15 protein-coding genes are annotated in these 16,666 nt (G+C 60.7%); 7 read left to right on the forward strand and 8 right to left on the reverse strand.

All coding sequences use genetic code 11. From position 1 onward, the window contains the following. The first annotated feature begins 1 nt into the window (after window position 1). On the forward strand, window positions 2–1,183 hold the full coding sequence (locus L6D82_RS11165) for an acyltransferase family protein (RefSeq protein WP_236189038.1): 1,182 nt from the start codon (window positions 2–4) through the stop codon (window positions 1,181–1,183). Between the two features lie 85 nt (window positions 1,184–1,268). Here the strand turns inward: L6D82_RS11165 and L6D82_RS11170 are convergent, their stop codons facing one another. From L6D82_RS11170 to L6D82_RS11190, 5 genes are all read right to left on the reverse strand, one after another. Further along, window positions 1,269–1,601, reverse strand: a complete 333-nt coding sequence (locus L6D82_RS11170) for a DUF2790 domain-containing protein (protein ID WP_085745975.1) — start codon at window positions 1,599–1,601, stop codon at window positions 1,269–1,271. 66 nt (window positions 1,602–1,667) lie between these two features. Next, a complete protein-coding gene (locus tag L6D82_RS11175) occupies window positions 1,668–1,868 on the reverse strand; it encodes a co-regulatory protein PtrA N-terminal domain-containing protein (RefSeq protein ID WP_236189039.1) in 201 nt (66 codons plus the stop codon). A gap of 134 nt (window positions 1,869–2,002) precedes the next feature. Further along, complete coding sequence (locus tag L6D82_RS11180; protein WP_236189043.1) at window positions 2,003–5,155, reverse strand: CusA/CzcA family heavy metal efflux RND transporter; 3,153 nt, start codon at window positions 5,153–5,155, stop codon at window positions 2,003–2,005. 15 nt (window positions 5,156–5,170) lie between these two features. Next, on the reverse strand, window positions 5,171–6,364 hold the full coding sequence (locus L6D82_RS11185) for an efflux RND transporter periplasmic adaptor subunit (protein ID WP_236189044.1): 1,194 nt from the start codon (window positions 6,362–6,364) through the stop codon (window positions 5,171–5,173). A 49-nt stretch (window positions 6,365–6,413) separates the two neighbouring features. Further along, entirely contained in the window at window positions 6,414–7,661 is a 1,248-nt protein-coding gene (locus L6D82_RS11190) for a TolC family protein (RefSeq protein ID WP_236189045.1), read from the reverse strand. A 408-nt stretch (window positions 7,662–8,069) separates the two neighbouring features. Between L6D82_RS11190 and L6D82_RS11195 the strand changes: the two genes are divergently transcribed. The 6 genes from L6D82_RS11195 (at window position 8,070) to L6D82_RS11215 (ending at window position 13,747) form a co-directional block, all read left to right on the forward strand. Continuing rightward, the gene (locus tag L6D82_RS11195; RefSeq protein WP_007951475.1) at window positions 8,070–8,744 is read left to right on the forward strand and encodes a heavy metal response regulator transcription factor; all 675 of its coding nucleotides are present in this window, start codon (window positions 8,070–8,072) and stop codon (window positions 8,742–8,744) included. Then, window positions 8,741–10,150, forward strand: coding sequence for a heavy metal sensor histidine kinase (locus L6D82_RS11200; protein WP_085745969.1), 1,410 nt, complete (start codon window positions 8,741–8,743; stop codon window positions 10,148–10,150). Before L6D82_RS11195 ends, L6D82_RS11200 begins: the two co-directional genes overlap by 4 nt. A 372-nt stretch (window positions 10,151–10,522) precedes the next feature. Then, a complete protein-coding gene (locus L6D82_RS28545; protein WP_007951477.1) occupies window positions 10,523–10,651 on the forward strand; it encodes a hypothetical protein in 129 nt (42 codons plus the stop codon). 50 nt (window positions 10,652–10,701) lie between these two features. Then, window positions 10,702–11,925, forward strand: a complete 1,224-nt coding sequence (locus L6D82_RS11205) for a YcaO-like family protein (RefSeq protein ID WP_085745968.1) — start codon at window positions 10,702–10,704, stop codon at window positions 11,923–11,925. Continuing rightward, window positions 11,922–12,872: a class I SAM-dependent methyltransferase gene (locus L6D82_RS11210; protein ID WP_236189047.1), complete on the forward strand. Its 951-nt coding sequence runs from the start codon at window positions 11,922–11,924 to the stop codon at window positions 12,870–12,872. The genes L6D82_RS11205 and L6D82_RS11210 overlap by 4 nt, the downstream gene beginning before the upstream one ends. Then, window positions 12,869–13,747: an alpha/beta fold hydrolase gene (locus tag L6D82_RS11215; RefSeq protein ID WP_102717010.1), complete on the forward strand. Its 879-nt coding sequence runs from the start codon at window positions 12,869–12,871 to the stop codon at window positions 13,745–13,747. Before L6D82_RS11210 ends, L6D82_RS11215 begins: the two co-directional genes overlap by 4 nt. 43 nt (window positions 13,748–13,790) lie before the next feature. On the opposite strand, the gene L6D82_RS11220 is transcribed toward L6D82_RS11215, so the two are convergent. Genes L6D82_RS11220 through L6D82_RS11230 form a run of 3 tightly spaced genes read right to left on the reverse strand, consistent with a single transcriptional unit; the run spans window position 13,791 to window position 16,658 of the window. After that, a complete protein-coding gene (locus L6D82_RS11220) occupies window positions 13,791–15,533 on the reverse strand; it encodes an ABC transporter substrate-binding protein (RefSeq protein WP_007951484.1) in 1,743 nt (580 codons plus the stop codon). Between the two features lie 47 nt (window positions 15,534–15,580). Further along, on the reverse strand, window positions 15,581–15,853 hold the full coding sequence (locus L6D82_RS11225; protein ID WP_039767461.1) for a DUF2160 domain-containing protein: 273 nt from the start codon (window positions 15,851–15,853) through the stop codon (window positions 15,581–15,583). Window positions 15,854–15,863: 10 nt separating this feature from the next. Continuing rightward, the gene (locus L6D82_RS11230; protein WP_373870903.1) at window positions 15,864–16,658 is read right to left on the reverse strand and encodes a carbohydrate ABC transporter permease; all 795 of its coding nucleotides are present in this window, start codon (window positions 16,656–16,658) and stop codon (window positions 15,864–15,866) included. Between the last annotated feature and the right edge of the window lie 8 nt (window positions 16,659–16,666).

A 16,666-nucleotide genomic window follows, 5' to 3' on the forward strand; every position in this document is an offset into this window, starting at 1 on the left:
GATGAGCGCGCGTAAAAACCTGGAAATCGAATACTTGAGAGGCGCGGCCGTCGCCATGACCCTCTTGAGCCACGTCAACATGATGCTGCCGTTTCACGCCGATACGCTGCTGAGGATCTTTTCTGTCTTCATGCCCTGGACCGGGGTCGATCTGTTCTTCTGCATTTCCGGTTTCGTGGTGAGCAAGGCCTATCTGGACTATTTCGACAAACACCGCGCGCAAGGCCAGCCGGGGCTGGCCGCCGCTTGTTTCTGGCTACGGCGCGCCTACCGGCTGTTGCCCACTGCGTGGCTCTGGATTCTCCTCCCGCTGTTGTTTTCCATTGTGTTCAACCAGTCGAACGCCTTCGGCTCGTGGTACGACAATCTGCGCAGTTTCACTGCCGTAGCAACATTCACTGGCAACATCGCTCATTACCAATCACTGCTGGGTTCCAGCCCCCAATACTGGAGCCTGGCGCTGGAGGAGCAGTTCTACTTCGTCTTTCCGTTTTTTCTGCTGTTCATAACGTCGCCACGCTGGCGCGTCATCGTCCTGTTCGCGCTCATTGCCTTGCAGTTTGGTGTGGATCGAAATCCTTTCGGCCACCCCATGAGCATCCTCACGTACTTCCGCCTGGACGCAATGCTCTGGGGAATTCTCCTGTGCCTGTTTACCCGAACCCGCCTCTATCGGCAGATCGAACCGCGTGAGCTGGGGCAGAGTTCGACCAGATCCATGGTCTGCACGCTGTTTCTGCTCTACATGTTGGGTGCTGTCGCCATACAACTGATAGCCATGCCGATTGCCGTCGGCATGGTCGCGCTCGTCGCGGTGCTGATTGTCTGGCTGGCGAGTTACGAGAAGGGTTACATCTACTGCCCGGTCTTCATGCGCGGTTTCATGCAGTGGGCCGGCTCGCGATCCTATGGACTCTACGTGATTCACGTCTTCACCAATCACCTGAGTACAGAGATCTGGACCCGTGTGGCCGCCAGTCAGGGCGTGCCCCTGGACGGGCGCTTTACCCTTGAGCTGTTAGCGACGTCTCTGGTTCTGCTGGTAGTGCTGAGCGAGCTCAATTACCGCTTTATCGAAACGCCCCTGCGCCAGCGTGGAGCAGAGATTGCCCGCCGCAAACTGAGCCATGAAGCGCCTGCGGTAACTGCCGGCGCGACTGCTGAGCCATTGCCAGTCAAATAGCCCGCAAACGCAGAAGCGCGGCAGACGCCAGGGTCTTCCGCGCGTGACCACAATGGCCGGGTGCACACCGTGAAAGTGCGCAGCATCAACTGCCGCTGTTCCGGCAAGCACCCGCCACGCGGTACTTGAGCGTATTGAGCTGCCCGTTCGAATCCTCATAGGTCATCGCAGTGGGGACGACGGCGCAAGCGGGCTGGGGCTTCACAACGCTGACGATTTTCACCACATCAAGCTTCATTCCGTATTCGTAATCCTTCACCACGGGCGCCGCCTTGCCCCGTTCGGCCGCGTATTGCTCCATGGCCTTGGCGTTGGCGCTGAACGCTCGCTCGAAGGTTCGATCACCACCGCCTTCGGCCAGCACATTCACAGACATCGCCATGGCGCCGGCGAAGGTCATCCACTTGATCCACTTCATGTTCAATTCCTCCAAAAAAGCCCGGCATCGGAATTCGGACGACAGGCTTGTTCCAGCGCGGCGTTTTTAAAGGTCCTTGGTGGTGTCGTGTTTCTTCTCATTGACGACAACCGGGTCGCGGGCCTTTTCCCTGGCGACATACAACTCCATGGAGCGCTCGTTGGCGGTCATCATTCGGTCGAAGGTGCGATCCCCGCCACCTTCGGCCAACACCAGCGAAGACATCATCAGAGCCACGGCAAACGCGCCAATCTGTGCAAGTTTCATCATTGATTCCTCATTCAAGTCACTGACGGGATCAAGGTAACAATCCGAACCTTTCGTGACGGTGGCGCCGAAATTACATATCCGTCATGTAGAAAGGCCCGCAATGGCGGGCCTGTTGTTGAGGTAAAAAGTGACTAGGCAGCCGTAAGCGCTTCCTCGTCCCGACGATGCGCCAGCTGATACAGCGCTGGCAGGATCAGCAGCGTGAGAATGGTCGAGGACAGAATTCCGCCAATCACCACCGTCGCCAGCGGTCGCTGCACCTCGGCCCCGGTGCCGGTCGCAAGAGCCATCGGAATGAAGCCTAAAGACGCCACCAGCGCCGTCATCAACACCGGGCGCAATCGCGTCAGCGCGCCTTCATGGATCGCTTCGGACAACGACCGGCCTTCCTCCCGCAAGTTGCGAATGAACGCGATCATCACCAGCCCGTTGAGCACCGCCACACCGGACAGCGCGATAAACCCGACGCCCGCCGAGATCGACAGCGGAATGTCCCGAAGCCACAACGCCATGACCCCGCCGGTCAGCGCAAACGGAATCCCGGTGAACACCAGCAAGCCGTCCTTGAGGTTGTTGAACATCATGAACAGCAACCCGAACACCAGCAGCAACGCCACCGGCACCACGATCTGCAAGCGCTTGGCCGCCGATTGCAGTTGCTCGAACTGACCGCCCCAGGTGGTCCAGTAACCCGCCGGCACCTGCACGTCGCGCTCGATCACTTCGCCCGCCTCGGCGACGAAAGAACCGATGTCACGCCCACGCACGTTGGCGCTGACGATCACCAGGCGTTTGCCGTTCTCGCGGCTGACCTGATTCGGCCCCAGCACCAGATCGAGGCTGGCAACGTCCTTCAGCGCAATGAAACCGATCTGACTGGCCGCCTCACCGCCAGCCGCCGGCACCGGAATCAGCAGCGCCGACAACCCGTCGACGTCCTTGCGCATGGCGTCGGACAAGCGCACCACCATGTCGAACCGACGATCACCTTCATACATTGTCCCGGCCTTCTGCCCGCCGACGGCCACCGCAATGGTGTCCTGCACATCGCCGACGTTGAGCCCGTAACGCGCAGCCTTGTCGCGGTCGATGTTGATGGTCAGCACCGGCAGACCGGTGGTTTGCTCGACCTTGACCTCGGACGCACCGTCGACCTTCTGCATCGCGGCGGCAATCTTCGCCGCCGTGGCGTTGAGCACGTCCATGTCATCGCCGAACACCTTGACCGCCACGTCGCTGCGCACGCCGGAGATCAGTTCGTTAAAGCGCAACTGGATCGGCTGCGACAGTTCATAGTTGCTGCCCGGCAGCGTCGCCGCGGCCTGTTGCAGTTCGGCCATCAGGGTTTCGCGGGACTTGCCCGGGTCAGGCCATTGCTCTTTGGGCTTGAGCATCACGTAGCTGTCGGAGATGTTCGGCGGCATCGGGTCAGAGGCGATTTCCGCAGTACCGGTGCGGGCGAACACGCGCTCGACTTCCGGCACTTTATTGAGGATCAACGTTTCCAGCCGCTGCTGCATATCCACCGATTGCGTCAGGCTGGTGCCCGGCACGCGCAACGCCTGCAAGGCAAAATCGCCTTCGCTGAGACTCGGCACAAACTCGCTGCCCATGCGGCTGGTGACCACGCCACTGAGGACGATCACGCCCAGCGCCGCACCCACGGCAACAGCACGATGCGACATCACCCAGGCCAGCGCCGGTGCATACACGCGACGTGCACCACGCATCACCACGCCCTCTTCTTCCTTGACCTTGCCGGTCACGAACAACGCAATCGCCGCCGGCACAAAGGTCACGGACAAGAGCATGGCGCCGAGCAACGCGATGACCACGGTGAACGCCATCGGGTGGAACATTTTTCCCTCGACGCCGCTCAGAGCGAAGATCGGCAGATACACGACCATAATGATCAACTGGCCGAAAATCAGCGGTCGCCGCGCCTCTTTCGCTGCCGCAAACACTTCATGGAAACGCTCGGATCGCGTCAGCAGACGCCCGTGACGCTGCTGCGCATGGGCCAGTCGGCGCAGGGTGTTTTCAACGATTACCACCGCGCCGTCGACAATGATCCCGAAGTCCAGCGCGCCGAGGCTCATCAGGTTGGCGCTGACCTTGTTGCTGAACATGCCGGTGAAGGTGAACAGCATCGACAGCGGAATAACCATCGCCGTGATCAGCGCAGCGCGGATGTTGCCGAGAAACAGAAACAAAATCGCGATCACCAGAATCGCGCCTTCGACGAGGTTCTTCTTCACCGTGGCGATGGCCTTGTCGACCAGATGCGTGCGGTCGTACACCGGCACCGCGATCACGCCGGTGGGCAACGACTTGTTGATCTGTTCGAGCTTGGCGGCGACGGCCTGGGAGACGGTGCGACTGTTTTCACCGATCAACATGAACACCGTGCCGAGCACCACTTCACGGCCATTTTCCGTGGCGGCGCCGCTGCGCAGTTCGCGACCGATGTCCACGGTGGCGACGTTCTTGATCCGGATCGGCGTGCCGTCGACATTGGCCATGACGATGTTGGCGATGTCATCGGTGCTCGCCACCTGGCCCGGTGCGCGAATCAGCAATTGCTCGCCACTGCGCTCGATGTACCCGGCGCCGACGTTGGCGTTGTTGCGCTCCAGGGCCGTCACCAGATCGGTGAGGGTCAGTTTGTAGGCCGCGAGTTTTTTCGGATCGGGAGCAATCTGGTACTCCTTGGCAAAACCGCCGATGGTGTTGATCTCGGCCACACCGGGGACGTTGCGCAGTTGCGGCTTGATGATCCAGTCCTGAATCACCCGCAAGTCGGTCGGCGTGTAGGGCGTACCGTCGTCCTTCAGCGCGCCCTCCTTGGTCTCGACCGTCCATAAAAAGATCTCGCCGAGACCGGTGGAAATCGGCCCCATCACCGCTTCCACGCCTTCGGGCAACTGCTCCTTGGCCGACTGTAATCGTTCGTTGACCAATTGCCGGGCAAAGAACAGATCGGTGCCGTCCTTGAAGATCACCGTGACCTGGGACAACCCCGAACGCGACAGCGAGCGCGTCTGCTCCAGCGTCGGCAGGCCGGCCATCGCGGTTTCAATCGGAAAGGTGATGCGCTGCTCGGTTTCCAGCGGCGAGAACCCGGCCGCGCCGGTGTTGATCTGTACCTGGACGTTGGTGATGTCGGGCACGGCGTCGATCGGCAGTTTCTGATAACTGGCGATACCGAGGCCGGCCATGAGCAGAACGGCGAGCAACACGATGATGCGCTGCTCGATGGCAAACTGGATCAGGCGTTCGAACATGGGAGTCTTCCGCGATTAATGACTGTGCTCGGCCGAGGCTTTGCCCAGCTCCGATTTGAGGACGAAGCTGCCGGCGCTCGCGACTTGAACGCCCGGCTCCAGCCCGGCGGTGACTTCCACCTGACCCGCCGCGCGACTGCCCAGCTCCACCGCTTGGGCCTTGAAGCCGTCTTCTGTGCGCACGAAGACCGTGGGTTTGTCCTCGACGGTCTGGATTGCGGTTTCCGGTACGGCGACTTTGGCCTGGCGGCTGTCGGTGGCGACCAGCGCCGTGACAAACAGGCCCGGGCGCCATGAGCCTTGCGGGTTTTCCAAAGTGACGCGCACGGTCGCGGTACGGGTCTGTTCGCCGAGCAGGCTGCCGACGTAAGCCACGGTGCCGCTGACTTCGGCGTTCAACTCCGCCGCGCTGACGGTGACGGGTTTGCCCACTTGCACCTTGTTCAAATCCTTCGGTGACACGCCGAAGGTGACCCACACCCGCGACAAATCCGAGAGCGTGAACGCCGCCGTGGTTTCATCGACCACCTCGCCCGGCGTCAGGTGCTTTTCCACTACCACACCGTCGAACGGCGCCCGCAGTTCATAGCGATTGCCACCGGTGGCGACCACACTGCCACTGAGCACGCTGATCTTTTGCCGGGCATTGCTCACGGCAATTTCGGCTTCCTCCAGGGCCTGACGTGCCTGGAGGAAATCCTGTTCGGCGGAGATCTTGTCCTGCCACAGTTTCTTCTCGCGCTCGAACGTCGTGCGGGCCAGGGCCAAGCGGCGTTGCGCGGCTGCCTGCTCGCTGCGCTGATCGGAAATCTGCTGACTGGCGATCACCGCCAGCAACTGGCCCTTTTTCACCGACTGCCCGAGATTGACCGACACCGACTCGACCACGCCCGGCACGCGCGGCACCACATGCGCGGTGCGGTCTTCGTCAAAACGCACTTCACCGGGGAACGACAGGCCGAGGCTGAAGCTATGCGTCTGGGCGGCGGCCAGTTGAATCCCCGCCGCCGCGATCTGCTCGGCCGTCAATTCTATGTGCCCTTCTTCGGCATGCTCGCCGTCAGCAGCGGCGCCTTCTTCGGCGTGATCGGCGTGTTCCGCCGCTTCGTCGGCATGCGCATCGATGGACGCATTGCCGCTCCACATCGAGCCGATGCCAATGCCCAGCGCCAACGTCGCCGCAGCGACCACAATCAGTTTTTTATCCATGGAAACTCCTCTGCGCCAAACCATCGCGCAGTGATCAGAAAGTTGAAATTCAAGGGTTGGCGCTGAGGTCGCCGAAGATGCGTTCGATGCGGACCCGGGCGTCGGTCGCCTCGCTCACCGCCTGGATGTATTGGCTGCGAGCGGCGATCAATGTGCGCTGGGCGTCGAGCACGTCGAGGAAGCCGAACTTGCCCATTTCGAAACCGCGAGTGGCGCTGTCCACCGCACTTTGCGCGGCGGGCAGAATGGTCCGGTCGAATGCCTGGATTTCGCCGTTGGCGGTCTGCCATTGCGCCAGCGTGGTCTGGATTTCCGTGCGCAAACGCAGCTCGGTGGCGTTGCGCAGGTCCCGCGCCTGATCGGTACGCCGCGCCGCCGCCAGCACGTTGCCCTGATTGCGGTTGAACAGCGGAATCGGCATCGACAGCCCCACCACGTTGACCCGCTCGCGCTCGGCTTCGCTGTATTGGCTGCCGACGCTGACGGTGAGATCGGGAATCCGCTGGGACTTTTCCAGCCCCAGCGACGCCTCGCGCTGGTCGATCTGCAACCTGGCCAGGCGCAGCTCCGCCGTCTCATTCAAGCGTTCAAGCAAACGGGTGGGCAGCGGTGCGCTGGGCAGGCTTTGAGTCGCGGTCTGCACCGTAGTCGACGTCGGCAACGGTGCGCCCATGACCTGTGCCAACTGCTGGTACGCATTGGCCTGATCGCGCTCGGCGCGGCTCAATTCCAGGCGCACTTCCGAAAGCTGCACTTGCGCCCGCGTGCCTTCCACCGGCGACGACTTGCCCGCCTCGATCCGCCCCTGCGCCACACGCACACCGTGCTCGGCGAGCTGCAGCGACTGCCGGGCCAGTTGCAAACGTTGCTGCGCGGTTTGCGCACCGTTGAACGCTTGAAGCACGTCGGCGCGCAGTGCGTTGCGCTTGCGCTCCAGTTCAATGCCGGCGGCATCCTGCGCACGACTCGCCACATCAATCCGCGCGCCACGCTTGCCGCCCAGCTCGATCGGCTGGCTGAGCATCACCGTGGTGGTGCGCGATTCACGTCGGGTGTCTTCGGCCTCCCACGACACCTCGGGGTTGGGGATCAGCCCGGCCTGCTTGCGGTCGCCTTCGGCAATGCCGATTTCCCACTGCGCGGCGGCGAGATCCGGGTTGCCGGCGAAGGCGGTTTGCAGCGCCTGATCCAGCGTCAGGGTCGACGCGCTAGCAAGGCTGGTACAAGCCAGCAACAAGAGGCCGCTGGCGGTTTTTTTCAGGCGTGATCGCGCCGTCAGTTCAATTAAACCGGGCAATGGAAGGCTTCCTTCAATCAAGAATCATTGATGGCGCCACGGTAGGGTTTTGAACTTATCGACAAGGTGACGTGAACATTACAAATCCGTTATCCACGGTTTATCGAAGTTGTTTTGCTCTAGGATTCGAAGTTCGAATGGCTTTATTGCAATAGATAGAAACAAATGCACGTTAGTTATCTGCCGGACAGCACTTGCCGAAATGAAAGTCGTGAAAAATGCGCCATTCCACTGCGACAGGCTGTCGCGGACGGCCGATTTAAAGCGCTCAGGCGTTGACTCTGTAGCCACTACAGCCTTTACCGTGCCCGCCACTCAGTTTCAAAGTCCGTCAGGAAGCCCCTGCAAAAACTGCAACTTCCAGACTCACTTACTTAAATACCCATTCATTAAAAGTGGTGAAACATCATGCGAATCCTTGTCGTCGAGGACGAGCTTAAAGCTGCCGAATACTTGCATCAGGGCCTGACCGAAAGTGGTTATATCGTTGATCACGCCGTCAATGGCGCGGATGGTTTGCACCTGGCGCAACAACAGGTTTATGACCTGATCATTCTCGATGTGAACCTGCCGGAACTCGACGGCTGGAGCGTGCTGGAACAACTGCGTCGCACCCACTCCACCCGGGTGATGATGCTCACCGCACGCGGGCGGCTGGCGGACAAGATCCGCGGTCTGGATCTGGGCGCCGATGATTATCTGGTCAAGCCGTTCGAGTTTCCGGAACTGCTGGCGCGGGTACGCACGTTGATGCGCCGTAGCGAAAACATCCCGGTGCCGCAGGTGCTCAAGGTCGCCGATCTGGAACTCGATCCGGGCCGTCACCGGGCGTTTCGAGGCACGCAGCGCATCGACCTGACCACCAAGGAGTTCGCCCTGCTGCACCTGCTGATGCGCCAGTCCGGCGAAGTGCTGACCCGCACCCAGATCATCTCGCTGGTGTGGGACATGAATTTCGACTGCGACACCAACGTGGTCGAAGTTTCGATCCGCCGCCTGCGGGCGAAAATCGACGACCCGTTCGACAGCAAACTGATCCACACCCTGCGCGGCGTCGGCTATGTGCTGGAGGCCCGGGAATGAAGCCGGCCAGCCTGTCGCTGCGGCTGGGTCTGACGGTCAGCATTCTGGGTGCATTGCTGGTGGTGTTCCTGGCCATCCTCGCGTATTTCGCCCTGACCCATGAGCTGAACGCGCTATCGCGCGACAGCCTGGAAAAGAAGATGGAACAGGTCGAGCACAGCTTGACGCTGTACGCCGACACCGGTGAGATCAGCGCCAAGCCACACATTCTGCTCGATCAGGTCATGGGGCATGACAACCTGACCCTGACCATTTACGACCTGAACAACCTGCGCACCCCGCTGCTCAAGTCCGGCTCGGGCCTGACCGATCCACGGATTGAACTGAAGGCAGTTCGGGCGACCACCGATCAGTTGACCCACACCGACAGCGCCGATGCTGAAGGCGCGAAGTTTCTCACCGTCTCCAAGCTGATTCGCCTCAAGGACGGCAGCAACGTACCGGTGCTGCTGTCGATGGATAACGCCCACGATCAGGCTCTGCTCAGCGCCTACCTGCGCTCGACGCTGATGGCCTTGCCGTTGCTGCTGGTGTTCATCGGCCTGACCGCATGGGGCGCCGTGCAGCGAGGGCTGGCCCCGCTTCGGGAGTTTCGCAAAGTGGCGGCACGAGTGACGACGCAGGATCTCGATCACCGGTTGTCGGTGCTGAACATGCCCCAGGAACTCAGCGAACTGGCGCAGGGCATCAACGTCATGCTCGATCGACTGGACAGCGGCGTGCAGCAGTTGTCGCAGTTCTCCGATGACCTGGCCCACGAACTGCGCACGCCGATCAACAACCTGATGGGCAAGGCCCAAGTGACGCTGTCGCGAGAGCGCTCGGTCGAGGAATACACCAACGTTCTGGTGTCCTGCACCGAAGAGCTGGAGCGGGTCGCGCGGATTGTTTCGGACATGCTGTTCCTGGCCCAGGCGAGCCAGCCTGCGGCACACACCTCGTTCGAGCCGATTGCGCTGGAGGAAGAGGCGTTCAAAGTGGCCGATCTGTTTTCTCTGACGGCACAGGACAAACAGATCGATCTGAAGGTCATCGGCAGCGCTCAGGTATCGGGCGACCGGCTGATGATTCAGCGAGCGATTTCCAATCTGCTGTCCAATGCCCTGCGCCACTGCCCGTCCGGCAAGACCGTTTCGCTGTTCATCGAAAAGGCGCCGAACGAGGTGTCGCTGCGGGTGAGCAATCCCGGCACAGGCATCGAAGCGCAGCACCTGCCGTATCTGTTCGACCGTTTTTACCGGGTCGACAGCAGTCGCACCCGTTCACAGGGCAGTACCGGGCTGGGGCTGGCCATCGTGCATTCGATCATGACCTTGCATCAGGGCTCCGCGCAGGTTCAAAGCCGTCCGGGGGCGATGACGGTGTTCAGTCTGGTGTTTCCTGTGATGCACCGGGAACGGCACTGAACCGTCAAGCCGATTTGTGCGGTGTTTTCTCAAACCTCATGGGAAAAATCACCGCACAAGTGCTGCATCCATCTCCGTAAATCCTTCAGTACGAATTTGCGTCGTCCCCGCGCTGAAACGTCCGACAGCGGCACACGACAGAACGCCTCAAACCGCTGACTCCTTTCGCATGGTTCGCCCGTTGCCACGCAGTGCTGCCCCCCAGAAACACATCCGCCCGGCGTCAATTCACGTTTTATCAGTACGTATTTCGACACCGCTGAAACCCGCGGCTGGAAACGTCCGGACATTTTTGACCCCGCCCTCACCGCCCTTTTAGATTCGGTTCGTGCTTGCAACAGCACTCCCAAACAACAACCAAGGAGCAACATCATGGGCTACATGGGCAGCTTGAACGCAAACCCTATCGATGAACTGGAAGAGCAGGAAGCACCCTCGCCAGAGCAGATCGAAGCGCTGCAACTGACCGAGGAAGAACAGGCGGAACTCAACGCCGAGTGACAGAACCCGCGGGGGCCCTGCGCCCTCGCGGGCTTTCCAGGAAGGGAATCATGGACAAGACAACGTTGGCCGAGCGTGAGCTCACGGCCGCTCAGGCAGAACGGCGTATCCACACCGAACTTTCACGCCTGGGCCTCACACCACACACCCGCACCCTCGGCAGCAAAGTGGTTGCCGTTCAGGCCAGTCTGCATGGCAGCGACAACCGTCATGCCCGTGGCTCCGGCAAGGGCTATGCGAATCAGGCGCACCTGGGCGCGCTCTATGAAGCGCTCGAGCACTATTGGACGGATGAGCTCTGTACCTACGATGTTCACCACGAGACGGAAGGCTATTTCAAAGACACGCCGGTGTTTGCCGATGACTCGCTTCTGCACAGGCTCACTTGCCAGCAAAACGTGCGCATCACCTGCCGGACCTATGTCTGTCCGCCGTGGCATGACCGTTTTTCCTATCCGGTGGCGCTGACCTCGCCGAACGGTTCACGTTTGCCCTCGTCACCGGATATGGCGGACTACCGCGCCGTGCAGCGCTACGCCAGCAACAGCGGCACCGCGATTGGCGCCACTTACAACGAAGCGATGCTGCACGCCGCCAACGAATGCATCGAGCGCGACGCCGTGTCGTTGTTTTTGCTCAACCATTTTTACTACGAAAATCATCCACCACTGCGGCGGGTGGCGCGTCTCACTGAAAGCGACGAACTCGGTCGTCTGTGGGCCGATGCCGAACAGGAGATCGACGGCGAAATCGTGCTGGTGGATATCAGCACCGAGTTCACGACCCGGACTTTTCTGGCCCTCACCACGAAGCCGGGCGCTCACCCACAGGTATTCGGCAGTGGCAGCTCCCTCGACCCGCGCCACGCGGCGTGGCGGGCGCTCACTGAACTGGTGCAATTGCAACTCAGCGCCGCCGAACCCGAATACCGACAGACGCTGAACAACGCGCTGCGCAATCTGCAGCCCTTCCCGCGCCTGCTGCGCTGTGCGCAGTTCGATCCGCAGACGCTCCTGCATCGCTGCGTTCAACACGAAATCAGACTGCCGGATTCCGCTAAATACCTGTCGGTGGAAAACCAACTGTACTTGCTGACTCAAGACCTGCGGATTCATGGCCGTACGCTGGGGGCCGCCATCCTGCAGCGAACCGAGCTCGGCACCACCCTGCTCAACGTGGTGATCCCCGGACTGGAACGCTTCTTCGTGGTCTCCAGCGGCAACGTCGTCATTCCGCAAGCCCGAGGCCGTACGCTGGAGAGGCCAGCCGTATGAACCGACTCGATCGCACCCGGGAACTGACACTGGCCCGTTCGATGCGCCTTTACCTCAACGAGAACGGCACGGTTGGCCACTACCTCGAACCACGAGGCAGCGGACTGCACCACGTTTTTTTCCTGCGGGTGAACGATGAGCTCTGGGTCGGCCGCAAGCTCCTGCAACGTGGCCGGCATTTTCAGTGGCAGGCTAGCAGCGCGCTTAAACCCGACATGTTGTTTGGCCCGCACCTCCACTCATTGTGGGGTGATGACGGGTTGTCGATCGGCTATCGGACGGTCTCCCCCGCAGACAAAGCGCATTTCTTCGAGCACGCCTTGCATCAGGCTGACAGCGAGGTCCTGTTTCCCTTTCCGCTGCTGGATGAGGCGGGCCGGGAAGCGGTCTGCCCGGCAGACTTCTGGCAATACAACGAATCACTGGCCGAACGGCTGAACACTGACGAACACCACTTGCGCGAATACTGCGCCGGGCTGCTCCAGGCCATCACTGAAAAAGGCGCGCTGATTTACGACCCGGCCTGTTCGACCGGCGCGTTCATCGCCCACCTCGCCCGCGCCCTGCCCGACTGTCTGTGCCTGGGCAGCGACCGTTCGGCCTCGATGATCGAACACGCCAGGCGCTGGCACAGCGGAACATCCATCGAATTCGACGTGCTGGAGGCGAGTGAAGCTTTCGATTCCGGGATTCGCTGCGATGTCTTGGTCCTGCGGTTCCTCAACGCCGAAGTCTTGACCCGACGGGATGCCCAGGCCGCATTCGAATCGCTGATCCGCTGCGTCAAGCCCGGCGGCACGATCCTTGTTTTCGGGCACACCCCGGTGTTGATTTCGGTCACCTGGCTCGCCTCCCTCCACCACCTGAAACTTGAATCCAGCGTCGCGGCACGGCCCGGGCAGGTCGAGCTGTTCCAGTTCTATCGTCTGACGGTTCCGGCGCCATGAGTTTTTCCCTGCACAGCCGAGGTTATTACCCGACCGGCGACGGCCATCAACTCTATTGGGAACGGCATGGTGTTCCGGGACACGAACCGGTGTTTTTTATCCATGGTGGTCCCGGCGGGCGTATCAGCCGCCACCATTTGCAGTTCTTCGACACGGGCCGGTTCGACATCATCCTGTTTGATCAACGAGGTTGCGGACGCTCGACGCCCTACGGCGAACTTCGGGATAACACTACCGGGCAGTGTGTCGAAGACATCGATGCCCTGCGCCAGCATTTCGGCTTCGAAAAAATCAGCGTGCTGGGGGTGTCATGGGGTAGCTGGCTGGCGATCCAGTACCAACAGCGCTATCCGCAGCACCTGCTGAAAACCACGCTGGTCTCGGTATTCGTGCCGTTTGCCGACAATGTCCGGGCCTACGATCAGGCGCTCAATGACGGGCTGGCGCAATCGCCTCAAGCGTCGTCAGGCCATCGCGCGAAGGACATCTACCGGATCCTTGGCGAAGGCTGTCCATCGCAGCAAAACCGCGCCGCCATCGAATGGTTGAACGCTGTTCTACGTCGCACAGGGCAGACGATTTGCCCCGACACATTGGAGCGCTTCGTCGATCAGGAAGCCGTGCTCGCGATTCGTCTGGAACTGCATTACCACCTGCAGAACTACTGCTTCACGCCAAAGGATGAAGACCTGACCCTCGATGACAACACCCTGCTGATCCAGGGCATCCGCGATACCCATGGCATGGCCAGCGTGCGCTGGCTCAGGCAACGCATGAACATCCATTGCCGGCTGCTGCACGCCGGGCACAACGCCTTTGAAAACGCCCTCCTTAAAGCGGTGCGCCGAGCGGTGAAACGTGAAATCGAGGGCTAAAAAAAACGGCACCCGAAGGTGCCGTTCCGTCCCGCAAAAGCGCTTACTTGCGTGCCGCCTCCCACGACTTGAGCAGTTCGTTGTAGCTCACGGTTTCGCCCTTCGGCTTCTCGTTGGCCAGCTTCGGTTTTGGTGCGCCCGGTTGGTCGAACCAGTATTGCGCGTCGCGCTCGGGGTTCATTTTCGGTGCGCACACCGCTTGGGCCTTGGACCGTTCCAGACGGGTCATGATCGCGTCCTGATCCTTGGCCAGACCGTCGAGGGCCTGTTGCGGGGTCTTCTCGCCGCTGGCGGCCTCAGCGATGTGGCTCCACCACAGTTGCGCCAGGCGTGGGTAGTCCGGCACGTTGGTACCGGTCGGGGTCCATTGCACGCGGGCCGGGCTGCGGTAGAACTCGACCAGACCACCGAGTTTCGGCGCCAGATCGGTCATCGCTTGCGAGTTGATGTCCGACTCACGAATCGGCGTCAGGCCGACGATGGTTTTCTTCAGCGACACGGTTTTCGAAGTCACGAACTGCGCGTACAGCCAGGCCGCGAGTTTCTGTTTCTCAGGCGTGGACTTCATGAAGGTCCACGAGCCCACGTCCTGATAACCGAGCTTCATCCCTTCTTCCCAGTACGGCCCGCGTGGCGACGGTGCCATACGCCATTTCGGCGTTCCGTCGGCGTTGACCACCGGCAGGCCCGGTTTGGTCATGTCGGCGGTGAAGGCGGTGTACCAGAAGATCTGCTGGGCGATGTTGCCCTGGGACGGCACCGGGCCGGATTCGGAGAAGGTCATGCCCGCCGCTTCCGGTGGCGCGTACTTCTTCAGCCAGTCGACGTATTTGGTGGTGGCGAACACCGCCGCCGGGCCGTTGGTGTCGCCGCCGCGGGTCACGCTGGAACCGACCGGGTGGCAATCCTCGACGCGAATCCCCCACTCATCCACCGGCAAACCGTTGGGAATGCCCTTGTCGCCGCCACCGGCCATGGAGAACCAGGCATCGGTGAAGCGCCAGCCCAGGGACGGGTCTTTCTTGCCGTAGTCCATGTGCCCGTAAATGCGTTTGCCGTCGATTTCCTTGACGTCTTCGCTGAAGAACTTGGCGATGTCTTCATAAGCCGACCAGTTCACCGGCACGCCCAGTTCATAGCCGTACTTTTCCTTGAACTTGGCTTTCAGGTCGGCGCGTTCGAACCAGTCGGCGCGGAACCAGTACAGGTTGGCGAACTGCTGGTCGGGCAATTGATAGATCTTGCCGTCCGGCGCGGTGGTGAAGGAGATGCCGATGAAGTCCTTGATGTCGAGGGTCGGCGAGGTAAAGTTCTTGCCTTCGTTGGCCATCAGGTCGGTGATCGATTCGGTCTTGCCGTAGCGAAAGTGCGTACCGATCAGGTCCGAGTCGTTGACCCAGCCGTCGTAGATGTTCTTGTCCGACTGCATCACGGTCTGCATTTTTTCCACGACGTCGCCTTCCTGCAGCAGGTCGTGGGTCAGCTTGATGCCGGTGATTTCGCTGAAGGCCTTGGCCAGCACCTTGGATTCATATTCGTGGGTGGTCAGGGTTTCCGAGACGACCTTGATGTCCATCCCGCGAAACGGCTCGGCCGCCTTGATGAACCACTTCAGTTCTTCGAGTTGCTGCTCGGCCGTCAGGGTCGACGGCTTGAACTCGCTGCCGATCCATTTTTTTGCGGCATCTTCGTAGGCGTCGGCCCAGGCGGACGCGCTCAAACCGCTGAGTGCCAGCATGGCTGCCAATGAAATGCTATGTCGCAGCTTATTTTTCTTATCGAACATAGAGACCTCCTGTTAGGTTTTCGGAGCAAGATTGCCGAGCGATTCGACTAGCCCCAACGCATCACAGCCAACAGCCACACCAGGGACAACGCGGACGCTACCCAGATGCTCCAGTCGGTCACGCCGATTACCAGCAGATGCAGGTAGGCGCTGCCGAGAAGACCGATGAACAAGCGATCGCCACGGGTGGTGGCAATCGGCAGAAACCCTCGCCGCAAGATGCTCGGCGAGCGCAATTCCCAGGTGGTCATGCCCACCAGGATCAACCCGATCACGATGAAAAACGCCGCCGTCGGGACGGTCCAGCTCATCCATTCCATCATCAGTTCCTCAGACCCGGCCCAGGGCAAAGCCCTTGGCCACGTGGTTGCGAACGAACCAGATCACCAGCATGCCGGGGAGAATAGTCAACACCCCCGCCGCCGCCAGTACGCCCCAGTCAATGCCGGACGCCGACACCGTGCGCGTCATCACCGCCGCGATCGGTTTGGCGTTCACCGAGGTCAGCGTGCGCGCCAGCAGCAGTTCGACCCAGGAAAACATGAAGCAGAAAAACGCCGTCACACCGATGCCGGAGCCGATCAGCGGAATGAAGATCTTCACGAAGAACTTGGGAAAGCTGTAGCCGTCGATGTAGGCGGTTTCGTCGATCTCCTTCGGCACCCCGGACATGAAACCTTCGAGGATCCACACCGCCAATGGCACGTTGAACAGGCAGTGCGCCAGCGCCACGGCAATGTGGGTGTCGAACAGGCCGATCGACGAGTACAGCTGGAAGAACGGCAGCAGGAATACCGCCGGTGGCGCCATGCGGTTGGTCAGCAGCCAGAAGAACAGGTGCTTGTCGCCAAGAAAGCGATAGCGCGAAAAGGCATACGCCGCCGGCAGCGCCACGCTCAGGGAAATGATCGTGTTCAGACTGACGTAGTACAGCGAGTTGATATAGCCGGTGTACCAACTCGGGTCGGTGAAGATCACCTTGTAGTTCGCCAGCGTGAAATCCTGTGGGAAAAGGGTCAGTCCGCCGAGGATTTCGGTGTTGCTCTTGAACGACATGTTCAGCAGCCAGTAGATCGGCACCAGCAGGAACAGGATGTAGAGCAGCAGTGGGATCACTTTTTTCATAGGGGTAA

Source organism: Pseudomonas paraglycinae, assembly GCF_021601625.1.
In the GTDB taxonomy this organism is placed as follows: Bacteria; Pseudomonadota; Gammaproteobacteria; order Pseudomonadales; family Pseudomonadaceae; genus Aquipseudomonas; species Aquipseudomonas paraglycinae.